This is a genomic window from Paraburkholderia sp. Ac-20347 (genome assembly GCF_017104805.1).
GTDB lineage: Bacteria > Pseudomonadota > Gammaproteobacteria > Burkholderiales > Burkholderiaceae > Paraburkholderia > Paraburkholderia tropica.
Genome location: NZ_JAAGPN010000015.1, coordinates 1 through 16,230, shown reverse-complemented (window position 1 = coordinate 16,230; position 16,230 = coordinate 1). Strand labels below are relative to the sequence as shown.

Here is a 16,230-nt window from a genome sequence, read left to right as displayed (position 1 = left end):
GTTACGTGAATGCCGCGTTACTGCGAAATCGCCTTGGCGGCTTCGACCTGCGATTCGAAATACGTCTGGAACGAAAGCGCGAGGCCGGTCATCAGCAGGAATGCGCCGATCAGCAGCGAGAAGATCACGACGAAGATCACGGTCCAGCCCGAGCGGCTCGCGCGCCGGCCCGCGAAGGCGGCATTGAATTGCGCGTCCCACTTCGCGTCGGGGCGCAGACCGTAGACGATCGCAGCCAGAAACGCCGAGAGCACCGAAATCGCGCCGATCACCGCCATCCCCCAGCCGGGCACCGACGCGCGTTCGGTGGCCATCAGCAGCAACACACCCGGAATGCCGACGAGCGTGCCGGCGATGTGCGCCCAGCCCCACACGTCGCGCGCGCCATACAGATAGAAGCGATGCGCGCCGAGGCTGCCAAGCAGAAAGGCGAGAGCGGCGGTGAGCGTCTTGTTGCGAAAGCGTGCTGCGGGCTTGTTGTGATTGGACATGAGCAGGCAGTGAGCAGGCGAAGAGCGGATGAAGCGCAGATGAGGGCGCAATGCGCGCGCGGCCCATTGTACGTGGCGTGCGCGCGCGCCAGCAGAGGCTGGCGCTTATGTTCGCGCTCACGCTTGCGGCGTTCGTGCGGCGTCCGGGCCCGCGCTTACGGCTTCGAATACGTCACGCGATAGATCGCGCCCGCGTAATCGTCGCTGATGAGCAGCGAGCCGTCGGGCAAGGGCAGCACATCGGCGGGACGTCCCCACTGGGTGTCGTCCGCGTTGAGCCAGCCTTGCGCGAACACCTGCTGCTTCGCGTTCTTGCCGTCCGCATCGACGCTCACGCGCACCACGCGGTAGCCCACCTTCTTGCTGCGATTCCACGAACCGTGCTCGGCGATGAAAATACTGTCGCGATACTCGGGCGGGAACATCGCGCCTGTATAGAAGCGCATGCCGAGCGCCGCGACGTGCGCGCCCAGTTGCGCGACCGGCGGCGTGAAAGCGCTGCACGGATGATCCTTGCCGAACTCGGGGTCGCTCACGTCGCCGCCATGACAGTACGGAAAGCCGAAATCGAGGCCCGCGCGCGGCAGGCGGTTGAGTTTGTCGGAAGGGATATCGTCGCCGAGCATGTCGCGGCCGTTGTCGGTGAACCAGAGTTCGTGCGTGCGCGGATGCCACGCGAAACCGACGGTGTTGCGCACGCCGCGCGCGAGGGTTTCATAGTGCGTGCCGTCCGGGTCCATGCGGCCGATCATCGCGTAGTGCGTGCGCTGCGGATCGTTCGCCGGCAGGCAGACGTTGCACGGCGCGCCTTGCGGCACGTAGAGCTTGCCATCGGGACCGAAAGCGATGAACTTCCAGCCGTGATGGCGCGAATCGGGCAGCGAGGACGTGACCACGGCGGGCTTGGGCGGGTCGTCGAGATGCGTGTCGATGCCGTCGAGCCGCACGATCGACGAAACCGCGGAGACATACAGTGCGCCGTCGCGCCAGGCCACGCCGACGGGCATCGTGAGCCCCGAGGCGATCACGTGCCGTTTGACGACGCGCCCGTCGCGCAACTCGAGCGCGTAGACGCGGCTGTCCATGCTGCCCACGTAGAGAATGCCTTGCGGCGAGAGCGTCATTTCGCGCGCGGCGGGCACGTCGTCGGAGAGGACTTCGATGTGGAAGCCCGGCGGCAACTGGATGCGCTCGATCGGCAGAGCGGCGCGCGCGAGCGGCGCGAGCAGGAGGAGCAGCAGCGCGATGCCGAGGCGTGTCGCCGCGCTGGCCCAATGTGATTTGTTGCGGCGGGGAGACAGGGCCGGATCAAATGGCCGCGCCTGCGTGGCGGAGGCGCCAGCGGCGAAAAAATCGCCGTGCGGGGCGTCAGGCCGGGCCGTCGTGTGCTGGAACGCTCGTGCGAAGCGGGCGCGAATCGCCGTTCGATCGTCGTGCATCGTCGCTTTCTCCTGGGGTTTTCACAGGGTCTCCGAGCAAGATTCCAGTTAAGTGTTTGTTATGCCATTGGTTTCGGGCTATAATCGCATGTTTCAGTAGTCCCGAACCCCCGGTTTTCAAGGATTCTAGTATGGTTATCATCCGTCTGGCACGCGGCGGCTCGAAGAAGCGCCCGTTCTACAACATCGTCGCAACCGATTCGCGTAACCGTCGCGACGGCCGTTTCATCGAGCGCGTGGGCTTCTACAACCCGGTCGCTACCAAGGGTGAAACGCTGCGCATCGCTCAAGATCGCGTGACGTACTGGCAGGAAAACGGCGCGCAAATGTCGCCGGCTGTCGAGCGTCTCGTGAAGCAATCGCAAAAGGCTGCTCCGGCTGCTTAAGTGCTTGCATGATGCTTGCCGGGCTGCGTCGCTCGACTACGGTTTTGTACCCGGTCTTGCCGCAGTCTTTCACCTGTTTCACCGTGCGCGTAGCGTAAGCCGCGTGTACGACATCAAGCTGGCTGCGAGGTTTGTCCATGCCCGAGCATGACGACGCAAAAGCGGACGCCAAGGCTAAGGGCGAGGTATCGCAGAGCAGTGGCAAGGCCGGCGGGCGCGCCGCGCCGTCGTTTGGCGCGTTCACGCGCAAAGCGCCGGTTCGCGACAATGCGCGTGCGCAGGTGCGTGAAAACGCATCGGAAAGCGCCGCCGCGAAAGGCGAAGGTCTGCGCGCCGAATCTGAGGCGAGCTGGCCGGCCGACGCGGTCGAGGTCGGCGCCGTCATCGACGCCTATGGCCTCAAAGGCGGGCTGAAGATCGCGCCGCACGCCGAAGGCGGCAGCGCGCTCATCGCCGCAAAGCGCTGGTGGTTCCTCAAGGGCCGCGAGCGTCCCACGCTGCATTCCGCGGTGCGCGCGAGCGCGAAGGTGCATGGCGACTCAGTCGTCGGGCAACTGAACGCAATCGCCGACCGCGACGCCGCGCTGCAGTTGCGCGGTGCACGCATCTACGTGAGCCGTGCCGATTTCCCCGCGCCGGAAACCGACGAGTATTACTGGGTCGACCTGATCGGTCTCGACGTCGCCAACGAGGCGGGTGTCGATCTCGGCAAGGTCGCCGGACTCATCGACAACGGCGCGCAGTCGGTGTTGCGCGTCGAGTATCCCTCGGCGGGCAAGGACGGCAAGCCTGTCACCGGCGAGCGGCTGATCCCGTTCGTCGGCGTGTTTGTGAAGACGGTCGACCTGGCGGCGAAGCGCATCGTCGTCGACTGGGACGCCGATTTTTGATCCTGCTGTGCTGATTCGCTGAACGGAGAGAGCGATGCAGTTCGATGTCGTCACGCTCTTTCCCGAGATGTTTCGCGCGATCACCGACTGGGGTATCACCAGCCGGGCCGCGAAGCAGGAGCGCTATACGCTGCGTACGTGGAATCCGCGCGATTTCACGACCGACAATTACCGCACCATCGACGATCGCCCTTACGGCGGCGGCCCCGGCATGGTCATGCTGGCCAAGCCGCTCGAAGCGGCCATCGGCGCGGCGAAAGCCGCGCAGGCGGAGCAGGGCGCGCGCGAACCGCGCGTGCTGCTGATGTCGCCGCAAGGCAAGCCGCTCACGCACGAGCGCGCCGTGGAGTTCGCCCAGGAATCCGGTTTCGTGATCCTGTGCGGCCGCTACGAGGCGATCGACCAGCGTCTCGTCGACCGTCACGTCGACGAGGAAGTGAGTCTGGGCGACTTCGTGCTGTCCGGCGGCGAACTGCCGGCGATGGCGCTGATGGACGCGGTGGTGCGTTTGCTGCCGGGCGTGCTGAACGACGCGCTCTCGGCGGTACAGGATAGTTTCGTCGACGGTCTGCTCGACTGTCCGCATTACACGCGGCCGGAGGAATACGACGGCGTGCGGGTGCCCGATGTGCTGCTCGGCGGCCATCATGCGGAAATCGAGCAATGGCGCCGCCGCGAATCGCTGCGCAATACGTTTCACAAACGGCCCGATCTGATTGCGCGGGCCCGCAAGAACAAGATGTTGAGCCGTGCCGACGAGGCATGGCTCGCTAGTCTCGCGAAAGGTTCGAGCGAAGCGTAACGCTTCGGGCGGGCAGGGCGCGGGACGCCCAAGGCGGCGCCGCTTCATGCGTGAACGGCGCCAGTTGTGAATCCATCCTCTATCGGGGCCGTGCTGCCGCACTGTGGCGCAGGTACGAACGCCGACAAGATGGCTTACGGAGTCATTCATGAATCTGATCGAAAAGCTCGAACAGGAAGAAATCCAGCGCGTGCTGGGCGAGAAAACCATCCCCGAATTCGCTCCTGGCGATACGGTGATCGTCAACGTGAACGTGGTTGAAGGTAACCGCAAGCGCGTTCAGGCATACGAAGGCGTCGTGATCGCAAAGCGTAACCGCGGTCTGAACTCGGCGTTCATCGTTCGCAAGATCTCGTCGGGCGAAGGCGTCGAGCGTACGTTCCAGACGTACTCGCCGCTGCTGGCCAGCATCGTGGTGAAGCGCCGCGGCGACGTTCGTCGCGCGAAGCTCTACTACCTGCGCAACCTGTCGGGCAAGAAGGCACGTATCAAGGAAAAGCTGGTGTCGAAAGAACGCGCAGCTGCTCCGGCCGAACAGGCGTAAAAGCTGTAAGAAAGAAGCACCCTTCGGGGTGCTTTTTTCTTTTTGGCCGCAAAATACTCTCCTGTGCCCGAACTCCGAGTCAGCCGTTGATCCGTCCAGTATTTGAACCCGAAAGCCTGCCGATCGAATCGACGGGCGCCGATCTGCCTCACATCGCCGCCGATCGGCTCACGCCCGCTGGCCTGCGCGCGCGCTTCGAACAGCGCCTGCCGTGGCAGCCCGAGCCGCAGGAAGCGCGTGTGCTGGAGATCCGCGATCCGCGCGAGGCCGCCGTGCTGATGCCGATCGCGATGCGGCCCTCGGGTCTCACGGTGCTGCTCACGCAGCGCGCCGACAATCTCAGCAATCACGCAGGTCAGGTCAGTTTCCCCGGCGGCAGCCGCGAGCCGTCCGACCCCACGCCGATCGCCGCCGCGTTGCGCGAGGCGCACGAAGAGGTCGATCTCGATCCTGCGCGCGTCGAGGTGCTGGGTGCGCTGCCGGACTACCTCACGGGCACGGGTTTTCGCGTCACGCCCGTGGTGGGCCTCGTGCACGAGCCGTTCACGCTCGCGGCCGACTCGCTCGAAGTGGCGAGCATCTTCGAGGTGCCGCTCGGCTATCTGATGAACCCCGCGCACCACGAAGTGCGCGTCTGGCGCTGGGAAGGCGGCGAGCGCCGATTCTTCGCGATGCCGTATCCGCAGCAAGGCGTGCAGCCCGGCGATCTACGTGGCGTGGGCGGCACGCATTTCATCTGGGGCGCGACGGCGGGCATGCTGCGCAACTTCTATCGTTTCCTGCTCGCCTGAGGCAGGGTGCGGGGCGCTCGGCGGCCCCTCAAGAACGCCCGCGTTCGTGCCGATAACGTGTTGCTGTTGTGTCTTTGCCGCCAGAGGTTCAGGCACATCTGGCCCTGTGATATCTTTGCAGCACCTTTCTAACACTCGAATCGCACGGCGCGTCGCATGACCTTCTTTTCCGTATTGCTGGCTCTCGTCATCGAACAGGTGCGGGCGCTGTCGCCCAACAATCCGGTCATGGCGCTCGTGCGCCTCAATGCGGAATGGGCCGCCCACGGCTTCGACGCGGGCAAGCAGAAACATGGCGTGCTCGCCTGGCTCGTGGTCGTGCTGCCGTGGACCCTCGTCACGGCGCTCGTCTACTACGTGCTCTATCACATCAGCTTCGTGCTGGCGTTCCTCTGGAACGTGGTGGTGGTGTACTTCACGCTCGGTTTCCGCCAGTTCAGCCACTATTTCACCGATATCCACCTCGCGCTGAATAACGACGACGTGCCGCGCGCGCGTGAAATCCTCACCGAATGGACCGGCATCGACGCCGTGGACATGCCCGTGAGCGAGATCGTGCGCCACACGTTGATCCACGCGGTGGTGGCCTCGCATCGTCACGTGTTCGGCGTGTTCTTCTGGTTCCTCGTGCCGATCGGTCCGGCGGGCGCGGTGCTGTACCGCCTCTCCGAATACCTTGCGCGCGAATGGTCGCGTCCGGCCGACGAGCGTACGGAAGCGTTCTCGAACTTCGCGCAGCACGTGTTCTTCGTGATCGACTGGATTCCGGCGCGGCTCACGTCGCTGGGCTTCGCGATCGTCGGCAACTTCGAGGACGCCATCTACGCCTGGCGCAACCATGCGAACCAGTGGCCGGACACCAACGAAGGCGTGCTGCTCGCGGCCGGTAGCGGCGCGCTGGGCGCGCGTCTGTCGGGTCCGCTCGCGGAGCAGTCGAGCGTCGACGCCATCGCGCAGCCGGGCGAGGGCGGTCCGTACACGGTCGGCGACGACTGCACGCCGCGCACGCTGCAATCGGCCGTGGGCCTCGTCTGGCGCGCCGTGATCCTGTGGATGATCCTGTTGCTCATGCTGACCATCGCGCTCTGGGTGTGAGCATGCGCGCTTAGGCTGCTGTCGCGGCAAGCGAATCAAAGCGAATAAAAAAGGCCCGTGCAGGTTGCACGGGCCTTTTGCATTTCATCGCGGCAAGCTGTGCGCCGCTTCAATCGTCAATCATCAATCGTCGAGCGGATCGCGCTCGCGTCCGCACTGCCAGCAGACCGTGAATTGCGGCTCCAGCGTCTCGCCGCACTGCGCGCAGCGCCACGGCCGCGCGCCCGGCGGCGGCCCGCTGGTGGCGTCGGCGATCAGCTTCCGGGCGAGCTTTTCGTCGCGCTCGTCGACGAGCCAGATCTCCGGCGCGCACTGTTCGGCTGGAATCTCGCCCATCGCGCCGCTCAGATAGCGGTTGTGCAGCTCGCAAGGCACGCCGGCCGTCGCGAGGATGTTCATCCAGTGCTGGGCGATCACCACGTTGGGCGCGCGAACGAGCTTGAGCATGGCTGCCGGGCGGCTTTCAGCGCACGATCTGGCTGATCTCGTGCACGAGCTGCGCGTAGAGCGCGTGACGCTCGGGCGCGACGCGGCCGTCGGCGACCGCTTCGAGCACCGCGCAGCCCGGCTCGTGCAGGTGATGGCAGTTGTAGAAGCGGCAGTGCGCGAGCAGCGGCCGGAACTCGGGGAACGCACGCTCCAGCGTGCCTTCGGTCAGGTGATAGAGCCCGAACTCCTGAAAACCCGGCGAATCGATCAGCGCACCGCCGCCAGGCAACTTGTAGAGGCGCGTGAACGTCGTGGTGTGGCGTCCGCTGTTGAGCGCGGTGGAGATCTCGCGCGTGGCCGCTTCGGCGTCCGGAATCAGCAGATTCACGAGCGTCGATTTGCCCATGCCCGACTGGCCGAGCAGGATCGTCTGATGACCGTTCAGATGCGCGGAGAGAATCGCGTGCGCTTCCTCCGGATGCTGCTTCTCCGAGACTTCGAGCACCGTATAGCCGAGCGCGCGATAGCGCTCCAGACGCTGACGCGCGAGCGGCAGCACGGCCTCGAGGTCGATCTTGTTGAGCAGGATGATCGGCGTGAGCCCGTTGGCCTCGGCGGCCACGAGCGCGCGCCCGAGCAGGTCTTCGCTGAAGTGCGGCTCGGTGGCGAGCACGATCAGCAACTGGTCGAGATTCGCGGCGAAGAGCTTCGACTTGAACTGGTCGGAGCGATAGAGCAGGTTGCGCCGCTCGCCGATCGCCACGATCACGCCCTGGTCGGCCGACGTCGACTGGTAGTCGACGCGGTCGCCCACCGCGACCTCGCTCTTCTTGCCGCGCGGGAAGCACTGCAGCGGCGCGCCGCCGTCGTCGGGCGCGACGAGATAGTGGCGCCCGTGGGCCGCGATCACGACGCCGTGCAGCGTCGCCGCCGCGCCGCCCTGTGCCGCCGGCGAGGCGGGCGCGCCGGCGGATTTCGAGGCGCGCCGGCTCATGCGTGCGACATCAGGCGATCGATCCGCTGCGAAGCCGGCGGATGCGAGTAGTAGAACGCCGTGTAGAGCGGGTCGGGCGTGAGCGTGGACGCGTTGTCCTCGTAGAGCTTCACGAGCGCGTTGACGAGTTGCTGCGCGTCGGTCTGCGTGGCCGCGAAGGCGTCCGCTTCGAACTCGTGCTTGCGCGAGCTGAGGCTGCCGAGCGGCGTGACGAAGAACAGGAACACCGGCACCGCGATGAAGAACAGCACGAGCGCGAGGCCTTCGTTGCCGCCGAGCAGCGACGGACGCACGCCGAGACCTTCGTAGAACCACACGCGCTGCGTGAGCCAGCCAAGCACGCCGAGCAGCACGAGGCTGATCGCGAACGTCACGAGCATGCGCTTGATGACATGGCGGCGCTTGAAGTGGCCGAGTTCGTGCGCGAGCACGGCCTCGATCTCGCTGCCCGAGAGGCGCGCGAGCAGCGTGTCGAAGAAGACGATGCGCTTGGCCGCGCCGAAACCCGTGAAATACGCGTTGCCGTGCGCGGAGCGGCGGCTGCCGTCCATCACGAACAGGCCCTTGGCCGCGAAGCCGCAGCGCTGCATCAGCGCTTCGATGCGCGAGCGCAGGGCCTCGTCGCGCAGCGGCTCGAACTTGTTGAAGAGCGGCGCGATGAAGGACGGGTAGAGCACCAGCACGAGCATCTGGAACGCGACCCAGACGACCCACGTCCAGAGCCACCAGAGGCTGCCCGCCTGCTTCATGAGCCAGAGCACCACGAACAGCAGCGGAATGCCGAACAGCGCGCCGATCACGAGACCCTTGATGCGGTCCGCGAAGAAGATGCGGCGCGTCATGCGGTTGAAGCCGAAGCGCTCTTCGACCACGAACTGGCGGTAGTAATCGAGCGGCAGCTCGATCAGGCCGCTGACCGCGAGCACGGCGCCGACCAGCGCGATCTGGCCGACGTAGTCGCGCCCGAGCCAGTCGGAAATGCCAAGGTCGATGGCCTGCACGCCGCCGAGCAGCGTGAGCGTGATCAGCACGACGGTGGACAGCACGATCTCGACCATGCCGAGGCGCGTGCGCGCGACGGTGTAGTCGGCGGCGCGCTGATGGGCCGCGAGCGGGATGGTGGCCGCGAACTGCGCGGGCACCGCGTCGCGATGCGCGGCGACGAAGCGGACCTGCCGCGAGGCGAGCCAGAGTTTGGTCGCGACCATGGCCAGAACGGCGGCCACGAAAATAATGCTGAAGGCCAGCGCGGGGGAGAGATTAGGCATCCGGGAAGTCCGTGGTATCTATGCGACAATTATATGTTCTCGTCGGCCCGGCCATCGCATCTCGCGATGGCGTCGCGCGCGCGGCGTCCCCATCGTGTTTCAGCGTTCCAGGTTCTCTTCCATGACTGACATCAATTCTGCCGATCCGGCGGGCCAGGCGACTCCGGCAATGGAGCGCACCGACATGAACCTGATCTGGCTCGACATGGAAATGACGGGGCTCGACCCCGATAACGACCGCATCATCGAAATCGCGGTGGTCGTGACCAATTCCACGCTCGACAAGATCGTCGAAGGCCCGGTGCTGGCGATCCACCAGTCCGAAGCCGTGCTCGACCGCATGGACGAGTGGAACCGCAACACGCACGGCCGCTCGGGCCTGACCGAGCGCGTGCGCGCCTCGACGGTGACCGAGGAAAGCGCGACCGAGGAAATCCTCGCGTTTCTCTCGCAGTACGTGCCGCCGGGCAAGTCGCCGATGTGCGGCAACTCGATCTGCCAGGACCGCCGCTTCATGGCGCGCTGGATGCCCACGCTCGAGCGCTTCTTCCACTATCGCAACCTCGACGTCAGCACGCTCAAGGAACTGTGCCGCCGCTGGCAGCCCGCGATCTACAAGGGTTTCCAGAAGCGCGCGATGCACACGGCGCTGGCCGACATCCACGAGTCGATCGACGAGCTCAAGTACTACCGCGAGCATTTCCTGATTCCGGCGGCCAGCACGTCGGCGGACGCGCAGGTTGCCAAATAAGCGGCGAAATAAGCGGCCAGATAAGCCGCGCGCGGACCGGTGAGATCGGTGAAGCGGTGAATAGATGAAAACGGCGCCCTCGGGCGCCGTTTTGCTTGCTGCAGGCGTGTTGCGGCTCGAATGGATCAAGCGCGCGGCGGACGCTGTGCGTTTTTCGGCCGGAACGCCGCCACGACGTTCGGATCGGTCTCGATATACGGGCCGCCGATCAGGTCGATGCAATACGGCACCGCCGCGAAAATGCCGGGCACCTTCACGGCGCCGTCGGCGTCGCGCAGACCTTCGAGCGTTTCCTTGATCGACTTCGGCTGGCCCGGCAGGTTGACGATGAGCGCCGCGTGATCGTCGGTTTCGCGGATCACGGCGACCTGGCGCGACAGAATCGCCGTGGGCACGAAATTCAGGCTGATCTGGCGCATCTGCTCGCCGAAGCCCGGCATTTCCTTCGTGGCGACCGCGAGTGTGGCTTCGGGCGTCACGTCGCGGCGCGCCGGGCCGGTGCCGCCCGTGGTCAGCACGAGGTCGCAGCCGAGGCCGTCGACGAGCGCCGTGAGCGTGGCCGAGATGGTGGCCGCGTCGTCGTGGATCAGACGCGTTTCGGCGCGCCACGGCGATTTGAGCACGGCGCCCAGCCATTCCATCAGCGACGGAATGCCTTTGTCCTCGTAGACGCCCGCGGTGGCGCGGTCGCTGACCGACACGAGGCCGATCACGAGTTCATCGGGATGGCTGCGCTCAGGCTTCGTCATCGTCGCGTTCTTCGTCGGCGTGCGCGTTGCCGGCCTGGTCGTGATCGTCGCCGTCGTCGGCCTGGGCGCTCGCGTCCTTGATCCACTGGAACAGTTCGCGGAAGTACTTGGGCGGCTTGGCCTGCTGCTGCTCGCGGCGGACGTTGCGGATCAGCGTGCGGCCTTCCTGCGGGTCGGCGGCGGGGTGCTGGCGGATGAATTCGGTCAGCGCGGCGTCGTCGGCGAGCAGTTTTTCGCGCGTGCGTTCGATCCAGTGCAGGCGCGCCGTGGCGGCCTTGTTCACGCCGCGATACTCGTCGAAGGCGGTGCGCAGCGCGGCGACTTCGTCCTCGCGCAGGCCGCGCATCATGCGGCCCACGTACTGGAGCTGGCGGCGCTTGCCTTCGTGGTCGGTGATGCGGCGCGCTTCGTGGACGGCGTCCGCGAGGTCTTCCGTCATCGGCATGCGCTTGAGCGCGTCTTTCGGCAGCTCGACGAGCGCCGTGCCCAGTTCCTGCAGCGCGGTCATTTCGCGCTTGAGCTGCGATTTGCTGGGGCGATCGTAGCCGTTGTCGTCCTCTTCGGCGACAGCGTCGTTCATCGGTTGAATGCGGGTTTTGCGTTTCATGGGGCGTATTGTAGCGCGCGCGGGAGGGCGCATCGGACGGATGGGCCGCACGTGCGCCGGCGCGCCCGTGCGCGAGCCGCGAGACGGTACGCGCCGGCAGCCGCCCGTGGTGCTGGGTGCGCGTTCGCATACCTTGCTATGATCGCGGAATGCGCCTGAAGCAAGGGCGCCTGATGCGACACCTCCGACACACGACAAGCGGGCCGCCTGGCCCGAAACCGGACCGTAACGACAATGGCAGCAGACATCGAAGCCCGGCAACGTTTTTTCCCGCACACCCAGGACGAACTCAAGGAAATCGCGTCGGACATTCTCCGTCACGCGAAGACGCTTGGCGCGAGCGACGCGGCGACCGAGATCTCCGAAGGCGACGGCCTGTCGGTTTCCGTGCGGCGCGGCGAAGTCGAAACCATCGAGCATAACCGCGACAAGTCGGTCGGCGTGACCGTCTACATCGGCAACAAGCGCGGCAACGCGAGCACCTCGGACTTCTCCGCGCAGGCGCTCAAGGACACCGTGGCGGCCGCGTACAACATCGCGCGCTTCACCGCCGACGACGACTGCGCGGGCCTCGCCGAGCGCGAGCTGCTCGAAACCGCGCCGCGCGACCTCGACCTCTATCATCCGTGGAGCATCACCGCCGACGAAGCCGTCGAGATCGCGCGCCGCGCCGAAGACGCCGCATTCGCCACCGACCCGCGCGTCACCAACTCGGAAGGCGCGAGCGTCTCCGCGCAGCATTCGCAGTTCGTGCTGGCCACCTCGGGCGGCTTCATTCACGGTTATCCGTATTCGCGCCACTACGTCGCGTGCGCGCCCATCGCGGGCTCGGGCCGCAGCATGCAGCGCGACGACTGGTACACCTCGCGCCGCAGCGCGAGCGAGCTGGCCTCGCCCGAAGCGGTGGGCCGCTACGCCGCCGAGCGCGCACTGTCGCGCCTGAACGCGCGCGGTCTGGACACGCGCAAGGTGCCGGTGCTGTTCGAGGCGCCGCTGGCGGCGGGTCTGCTCGGCGCGTTCGTGCAGGCCGTGAGCGGCGGCGCGCTGTATCGCAAGACCTCGTTCCTCGTCGACAGCCTGGGCAAGCCGGTGTTCGCGCCGCACATCCAGGTCGTCGAAGATCCGCACGTGCCGCGCGCCGCGGGTAGCGCGCCGTTCGACGAGGAAGGCGTGCGCACGCAGCGCCGCGAAGTCGTCAAGGACGGCGTGGTGCAGGGCTATTTCCTCTCGTCGTACTCGGCGCGCAAGCTGGGCATGCAGACCACCGGCAACGCGGGCGGCTCGCACAACCTGCAACTGCAAAGTTCGCTGACGAACCCCGAAGACGACTTCGAAGCCATGCTGAAGAAGCTCGGCACGGGTCTGCTGCTGACTGAGCTGATGGGGCAGGGCGTGAACTTCGTGACGGGCGATTATTCGCGCGGCGCGTCGGGTTTCTGGGTCGAGAACGGCAAGATCCAGTATCCGGTCGAGGAAATCACCGTGGCGTCGACGCTGCAGGAAATGTTCCGCCACATCGTCGCGGTGGGCGCCGACACGCTCGCGCGCGGCACGCGTCAGACCGGCTCGGTGCTGATCGAGCGCATGACGGTGGCGGGGCAGTAAGCGCGCGGTTCAGACGCTCGAATGAAAAACGGCACGCCCAAGCGTGCCGTTTTTGTTTTGGCGGACGCGTTGCGCGCGTCTATCAATCGCGCCGCTCGTACGTCACGAACGCGAAATCGAAATCGTTGGGCGCGTTCGCGTGCAGCGTGTCGCGCGCGGTTTCCTGCCACTGATCGGGATCGGGCGCGGGGAAGTGCGCGTCGCCCTCGAAGTCGGCGGCGATCTCGGTGACGATCAGCTTGTGCGCGAGCGCGATGCCTTCCGCGTAGAGCTGCGCGCCGCCGATCAGGAACGCCTCGGGCGCCTGATCCTGCGCGGCGAGCGCGAGCGCTTCGTCGAGGCTCGTGGCCGTGTCGCAGCCCGGAAAGCGCTTCGTGGCGTCGCGCGTCACGACGATGTTGCGGCGACCCGGCAGCGCGCGGCCGATCGATTCATGCGTCTTGCGGCCCATGACGATGGGCGCGCCCATCGTGGTGCGCTTGAAGAAGGCGAGGTCTTCGGGCAGGCGCCAGGGCAACTCGTTGTTGCGGCCGATCACGCCGTTGCGGGCGCGAGCGACGATCAGGGTGAGCGTCGTCATCGTGAGTCGAAGTGCAAAAGGTTTGAAAGGTCAACCGCTTCGATTCTACCCGACGCCGTGCGCCCACCCGCCGGCCTCGCGCCGCGATGCTTGCGCGCCGCGCCTGCACGGTTCCCGCGCCGATCTCACTCCGATCTCACTCTGGATCGGCGGGCTCGGCCTCCGGCTGGTTCTCCGCGTCGCCGCCGAAGATCGTCTTCTCGTCGCGCAGCCCGTGCGTGCCCATGAGCCGGTACAGCGTCACACGCGAGATGCCGAGATCGGTGGCCGCTTCGTTCAGGCGGTGCCGATGGCGCAGCAGCGCCGCTTCGATCGCGCGCTTCTCGGCGGCTTCGCGCGCGGCCGCGAGCGTGATCGTTTCCTGCTCGGAGAACTGGCCGAGATCGAGGTCGTCGGCGGAAATGAGCTTGCTCTCCGCCATCACGATCGCGCGCCGCACGCGGTTGATCAGTTCGCGCACGTTGCCGGGCCAGTTGTAGTTGTACATGGCCTCGATCGCGTCGGGCGTGAAGCCGCGAATGCGCCGCGCGCTGTCCTGCTTGAACTTGTGCAGGACGTGATGAGCGAGGATCTCGATGTCCTTGCCGCGCGCGCGCAGCGGCGGTTCGTCGACGCGCAGCACGCACAGGCGGTGGAACAGGTCCGCGCGAAAGCGTCCGTCGCGCATCGCGGCTTCGAGATCGACGTGAGTCGCCGAAATGATGCGCACGTCGACGGGAATCTGTTCGCGCCCGCCAAGGCGCTCGATCTTGCCTTCCTGCAGGAAGCGCAGCAGGCTCGCCTGGCTTTCGAGCGGCAGATCGCCGATTTCGTCGAGAAAGAGCGTGCCGCCATTGGCCGCTTCCACGCGCCCGATCTTGCGCTGGTTCGCGCCCGTGAACGCGCCGCGCTCGTAGCCGAATAGTTCGGATTGCAGAAGATGATGCGGAATCGCGCCGCAGTTGATCGGCACGAACGGCGCCTTGCGACGCGGCGAGCGCTCGTGAATCGCCAGCGCCGTGAGTTCCTTGCCGGTGCCCGATTCGCCCGAGATGAACACGGTCGCGTCGGTGTTCGCCACTTTGCGGATCGTGCGGAAAAGCTGCTGCATCGCTTCGCAGGTGCCGACCATCTCGTCTTCGTCCTGGCTCGCGGCGGCGGCCGCGGCGGGCGTTTCGTCGAGGTCGCACAGCGTAACCATGCCGAACGCGTGGCCCACGAGATAGTCGAGCGTCGCGTGCGCGACCGGCAGATGCACGTAGTCGAAGCAGTAGTGGCGGATCAGGCGGCGCACGTCGCGGTCGGTGAGACGCTGCGCGTCGGTGAGCGCGATCCAGCCGACCTGCTGCAGGCTCAGCGCCGCTTCGAGTCCGGCGATGTCGCGCGGCGCGAAGCCGGTCAGATCGACGATGCCGGCGCAGGCGGGCTCGGCCTTCACGAGGCGCGCGGCCTCGTGCGCCGTCTTCGCCGTGACGATCTGCCAGCCGCGGCTTTTCAGGTGCGCGCTCAACTGTGTGTCGGGCGTGCGCGCGACGTACAGCAGCACGCGCTCCAGCTCGGCGACCGGCCGTGCGTCGCTCGCGCGCGCCGCGGCCATGCCGGACGCCGCGACGTCAGCCACGGCCACGTCCGACGCCGTCTTGTCCGGCCTCGCGGCCACGGTGGTCTGGGGGACGGACGCCACCGCGAGCCGCTGGCTCACGCCAATGAAAGGTGTCACGGTGGCGCTCAGATGTGAGGGTTCGCGCACGATCGGCCTCGCGTTCATCAGAAGGTGTAGGGGAACCGCACGCCGACGACGAAGTTCGGTGCGTCGGGCGTGAGGCCCACCGACACGGCGCCGTTGATCGTCAGGTGCTTGTTGACCACGTGATTCAGGCCGAAGTTGAGCGTCGAGGCGGTCGTCTCGCTGCCCGGCACGCCGGTCCAGCTGCCGCCGGGCGCCTTGGTCTTCGACTGCGGCTCGATCGCCATCGTGTAGGAGATGCTGGCCGAGTCCTTGTCCGAGAACGCGAGCGCGACGCCGCCGCCGAACTGGATGATGTCGCCGAGTTTCACGTCGGCCGGCTGCGTCTGCCCGACCACGGACGAGATGTCGGCGAACGAACGCGAGATGTTGTACGTGTACGAAAGGCTGCCGAACAGCACGACCGGATCGTAGGTCTTGAGCACCGAGAGCCCGGCCGTGACGTTCCAGAAACCGGTGCCCGTGGGCAGCTTGCTCGGCGCGACGAGGTTGGTGTTGTCGGGCGTGAGCTGCTGCACCTTGATGCCGAACGGCGAGGTGCCGGTGGGCGTCTTGACGCGCAGGCTGCCGACCACGTCGGGCAGGTTGTTGGTTTCCTTCAGGAACTGGTAGTAGATCCCGAAGTTCACGTCGCCGATCGCGTTCGAATTCACCGACGCATCGGAGAGCGTGCTCGCCGCGCCGCCTGCGCCGCCCACGACGAAGCTGCTGTGGCGATAGATGTACGGCACGTCCACGTCGATGCTCATGCGGTCCGTGATGCCGTACCGCGTGTCCAGATCGGCCATCACCTGGTGCGATTTGGTCTCGCCGAGGTTGATGTTGCCGAGGAAGATCGCGTCGAGCGCCAGGAAGCCCGAGAGCTGAAGCTGGCGGCGGTCGTAGTAGGTGTCGCTGATACCCCAGTCGAGCGTGAGCTTGTGGTCGAACAGCGGCGCATGCTCGCGCTCGACGACGGCCTGCTCGGCCTGCGTGCGCGTGGGCTGCGCTTCCTTCTGCGTTTCGCCCACGGTCGGATTCACGCCGACCGGCGCGCCTTGCTGCGGGCCGCTCGCGGCGGACGCGCCGGTCGCGCCGCTGGTG

The 16,230-nt window shown here is 66.4% G+C and carries 18 protein-coding genes; 8 read left to right on the top strand and 10 right to left on the bottom strand.

Translation table 11 applies throughout. The features are described 5' to 3' along the window. Positions 1 to 17 precede the first annotated feature (17 nt). Both G3N97_RS04970 and G3N97_RS04965 read right to left on the bottom strand, forming a co-directional pair. Positions 18 to 491: an NINE protein gene (locus G3N97_RS04970; protein ID WP_205992210.1), complete on the bottom strand. Its 474-nt coding sequence runs from the start codon at positions 489 to 491 to the stop codon at positions 18 to 20. A 155-nt stretch (positions 492 to 646) separates the two neighbouring features. Continuing rightward, entirely contained in the window at positions 647 to 1,930 is a 1,284-nt protein-coding gene (locus tag G3N97_RS04965; RefSeq protein ID WP_205992209.1) for a sorbosone dehydrogenase family protein, read from the bottom strand. A gap of 131 nt (positions 1,931 to 2,061) precedes the next feature. Here G3N97_RS04965 and rpsP point away from each other — a divergent pair, with 131 nt between their 5' ends. From rpsP to G3N97_RS04935, 6 genes are all read left to right on the top strand, one after another. Beyond that, a complete protein-coding gene (gene rpsP, locus G3N97_RS04960; RefSeq protein ID WP_065061258.1) occupies positions 2,062 to 2,316 on the top strand; it encodes a 30S ribosomal protein S16 in 255 nt (84 codons plus the stop codon). Between the two features lie 137 nt (positions 2,317 to 2,453). Next, the gene (rimM, locus tag G3N97_RS04955; RefSeq protein WP_205992208.1) at positions 2,454 to 3,206 is read left to right on the top strand and encodes a ribosome maturation factor RimM; all 753 of its coding nucleotides are present in this window, start codon (positions 2,454 to 2,456) and stop codon (positions 3,204 to 3,206) included. A 34-nt stretch (positions 3,207 to 3,240) separates the two neighbouring features. Further along, the gene (trmD, locus tag G3N97_RS04950) at positions 3,241 to 4,008 is read left to right on the top strand and encodes a tRNA (guanosine(37)-N1)-methyltransferase TrmD (RefSeq protein WP_074983877.1); all 768 of its coding nucleotides are present in this window, start codon (positions 3,241 to 3,243) and stop codon (positions 4,006 to 4,008) included. Positions 4,009 to 4,156: 148 nt separating this feature from the next. Then, positions 4,157 to 4,552, top strand: a complete 396-nt coding sequence (gene rplS, locus G3N97_RS04945; RefSeq protein ID WP_205992207.1) for a 50S ribosomal protein L19 — start codon at positions 4,157 to 4,159, stop codon at positions 4,550 to 4,552. Between the two features lie 86 nt (positions 4,553 to 4,638). Continuing rightward, positions 4,639 to 5,343, top strand: coding sequence for a CoA pyrophosphatase (locus G3N97_RS04940; RefSeq protein ID WP_205992206.1), 705 nt, complete (start codon positions 4,639 to 4,641; stop codon positions 5,341 to 5,343). 156 nt (positions 5,344 to 5,499) lie between these two features. Then, on the top strand, positions 5,500 to 6,438 hold the full coding sequence (locus G3N97_RS04935; RefSeq protein ID WP_205992205.1) for a CobD/CbiB family protein: 939 nt from the start codon (positions 5,500 to 5,502) through the stop codon (positions 6,436 to 6,438). A gap of 123 nt (positions 6,439 to 6,561) precedes the next feature. Here the strand turns inward: G3N97_RS04935 and G3N97_RS04930 are convergent, their stop codons facing one another. Genes G3N97_RS04930 through G3N97_RS04920 form a run of 3 tightly spaced genes read right to left on the bottom strand, consistent with a single transcriptional unit; the run spans position 6,562 to position 9,129 of the window. Continuing rightward, a complete protein-coding gene (locus G3N97_RS04930; protein ID WP_205992204.1) occupies positions 6,562 to 6,885 on the bottom strand; it encodes a DUF2007 domain-containing protein in 324 nt (107 codons plus the stop codon). A 16-nt stretch (positions 6,886 to 6,901) separates the two neighbouring features. Beyond that, positions 6,902 to 7,861 carry a ribosome small subunit-dependent GTPase A gene (gene rsgA, locus G3N97_RS04925; RefSeq protein ID WP_205992203.1) on the bottom strand — a complete coding sequence of 320 codons (960 nt, stop codon included), beginning with the start codon at positions 7,859 to 7,861 and terminating at the stop codon, positions 6,902 to 6,904. Further along, positions 7,858 to 9,129: a M48 family metallopeptidase gene (locus tag G3N97_RS04920; RefSeq protein WP_205992202.1), complete on the bottom strand. Its 1,272-nt coding sequence runs from the start codon at positions 9,127 to 9,129 to the stop codon at positions 7,858 to 7,860. The genes rsgA and G3N97_RS04920 overlap by 4 nt, the downstream gene beginning before the upstream one ends. Before the next feature lie 121 nt (positions 9,130 to 9,250). On the opposite strand from G3N97_RS04920, the gene orn reads away from it, so the two are divergent. Next, on the top strand, positions 9,251 to 9,880 hold the full coding sequence (gene orn, locus G3N97_RS04915) for an oligoribonuclease (RefSeq protein ID WP_205992201.1): 630 nt from the start codon (positions 9,251 to 9,253) through the stop codon (positions 9,878 to 9,880). Between the two features lie 125 nt (positions 9,881 to 10,005). Here orn and mog read toward each other — a convergent pair whose 3' ends face one another. Together mog and yjgA are read right to left on the bottom strand one after the other, a co-directional pair. Next, positions 10,006 to 10,629, bottom strand: a complete 624-nt coding sequence (mog, locus tag G3N97_RS04910; RefSeq protein WP_065061268.1) for a molybdopterin adenylyltransferase — start codon at positions 10,627 to 10,629, stop codon at positions 10,006 to 10,008. Further along, positions 10,616 to 11,236, bottom strand: a complete 621-nt coding sequence (yjgA, locus tag G3N97_RS04905) for a ribosome biogenesis factor YjgA (protein ID WP_241030393.1) — start codon at positions 11,234 to 11,236, stop codon at positions 10,616 to 10,618. The genes mog and yjgA overlap by 14 nt, the downstream gene beginning before the upstream one ends. A 234-nt stretch (positions 11,237 to 11,470) precedes the next feature. Here yjgA and pmbA point away from each other — a divergent pair, with 234 nt between their 5' ends. After that, positions 11,471 to 12,841: a metalloprotease PmbA gene (gene pmbA, locus G3N97_RS04900; protein ID WP_065061270.1), complete on the top strand. Its 1,371-nt coding sequence runs from the start codon at positions 11,471 to 11,473 to the stop codon at positions 12,839 to 12,841. Positions 12,842 to 12,923: 82 nt separating this feature from the next. On the opposite strand, the gene G3N97_RS04895 is transcribed toward pmbA, so the two are convergent. From G3N97_RS04895 to G3N97_RS04885, 3 genes are all read right to left on the bottom strand, one after another. Further along, positions 12,924 to 13,421, bottom strand: a complete 498-nt coding sequence (locus G3N97_RS04895; RefSeq protein WP_205992200.1) for a dihydrofolate reductase — start codon at positions 13,419 to 13,421, stop codon at positions 12,924 to 12,926. A 136-nt stretch (positions 13,422 to 13,557) separates the two neighbouring features. After that, positions 13,558 to 14,997 carry a sigma-54 dependent transcriptional regulator gene (locus G3N97_RS04890; RefSeq protein ID WP_205992243.1) on the bottom strand — a complete coding sequence of 480 codons (1,440 nt, stop codon included), beginning with the start codon at positions 14,995 to 14,997 and terminating at the stop codon, positions 13,558 to 13,560. A 170-nt stretch (positions 14,998 to 15,167) separates the two neighbouring features. After that, positions 15,168 to 16,230: hypothetical protein (locus tag G3N97_RS04885; RefSeq protein ID WP_241030392.1), on the bottom strand; the 1,063-nt coding region annotated here is incomplete at its 5' end.

What these genes read in the sequence shown, in the direction of transcription:
- G3N97_RS04895 (WP_205992200.1), bottom strand. Translation starts at nt 13,421, where the DNA reads ATGACGACGCTCACCCTGATCGTCGCTCGCGCCCGCAACGGCGTGATC.
- G3N97_RS04920 (WP_205992202.1), bottom strand. Translation starts at nt 9,129, where the DNA reads ATGCCTAATCTCTCCCCCGCGCTGGCCTTCAGCATTATTTTCGTGGCC.
- rimM (WP_205992208.1), top strand. Translation starts at nt 2,454, where the DNA reads ATGCCCGAGCATGACGACGCAAAAGCGGACGCCAAGGCTAAGGGCGAG.
- G3N97_RS04970 (WP_205992210.1), bottom strand. Translation starts at nt 491, where the DNA reads ATGTCCAATCACAACAAGCCCGCAGCACGCTTTCGCAACAAGACGCTC.
- G3N97_RS04965 (WP_205992209.1), bottom strand. Translation starts at nt 1,930, where the DNA reads ATGCACGACGATCGAACGGCGATTCGCGCCCGCTTCGCACGAGCGTTC.
- rplS (WP_205992207.1), top strand. Translation starts at nt 4,157, where the DNA reads ATGAATCTGATCGAAAAGCTCGAACAGGAAGAAATCCAGCGCGTGCTG.
- rsgA (WP_205992203.1), bottom strand. Translation starts at nt 7,861, where the DNA reads ATGAGCCGGCGCGCCTCGAAATCCGCCGGCGCGCCCGCCTCGCCGGCG.
- yjgA (WP_241030393.1), bottom strand. Translation starts at nt 11,236, where the DNA reads ATGAAACGCAAAACCCGCATTCAACCGATGAACGACGCTGTCGCCGAA.
- G3N97_RS04935 (WP_205992205.1), top strand. Translation starts at nt 5,500, where the DNA reads ATGACCTTCTTTTCCGTATTGCTGGCTCTCGTCATCGAACAGGTGCGG.
- mog (WP_065061268.1), bottom strand. Translation starts at nt 10,629, where the DNA reads ATGACGAAGCCTGAGCGCAGCCATCCCGATGAACTCGTGATCGGCCTC.
- trmD (WP_074983877.1), top strand. Translation starts at nt 3,241, where the DNA reads ATGCAGTTCGATGTCGTCACGCTCTTTCCCGAGATGTTTCGCGCGATC.
- G3N97_RS04890 (WP_205992243.1), bottom strand. Translation starts at nt 14,997, where the DNA reads ATGGCCGCGGCGCGCGCGAGCGACGCACGGCCGGTCGCCGAGCTGGAG.
- rpsP (WP_065061258.1), top strand. Translation starts at nt 2,062, where the DNA reads ATGGTTATCATCCGTCTGGCACGCGGCGGCTCGAAGAAGCGCCCGTTC.
- pmbA (WP_065061270.1), top strand. Translation starts at nt 11,471, where the DNA reads ATGGCAGCAGACATCGAAGCCCGGCAACGTTTTTTCCCGCACACCCAG.
- G3N97_RS04930 (WP_205992204.1), bottom strand. Translation starts at nt 6,885, where the DNA reads ATGCTCAAGCTCGTTCGCGCGCCCAACGTGGTGATCGCCCAGCACTGG.
- orn (WP_205992201.1), top strand. Translation starts at nt 9,251, where the DNA reads ATGACTGACATCAATTCTGCCGATCCGGCGGGCCAGGCGACTCCGGCA.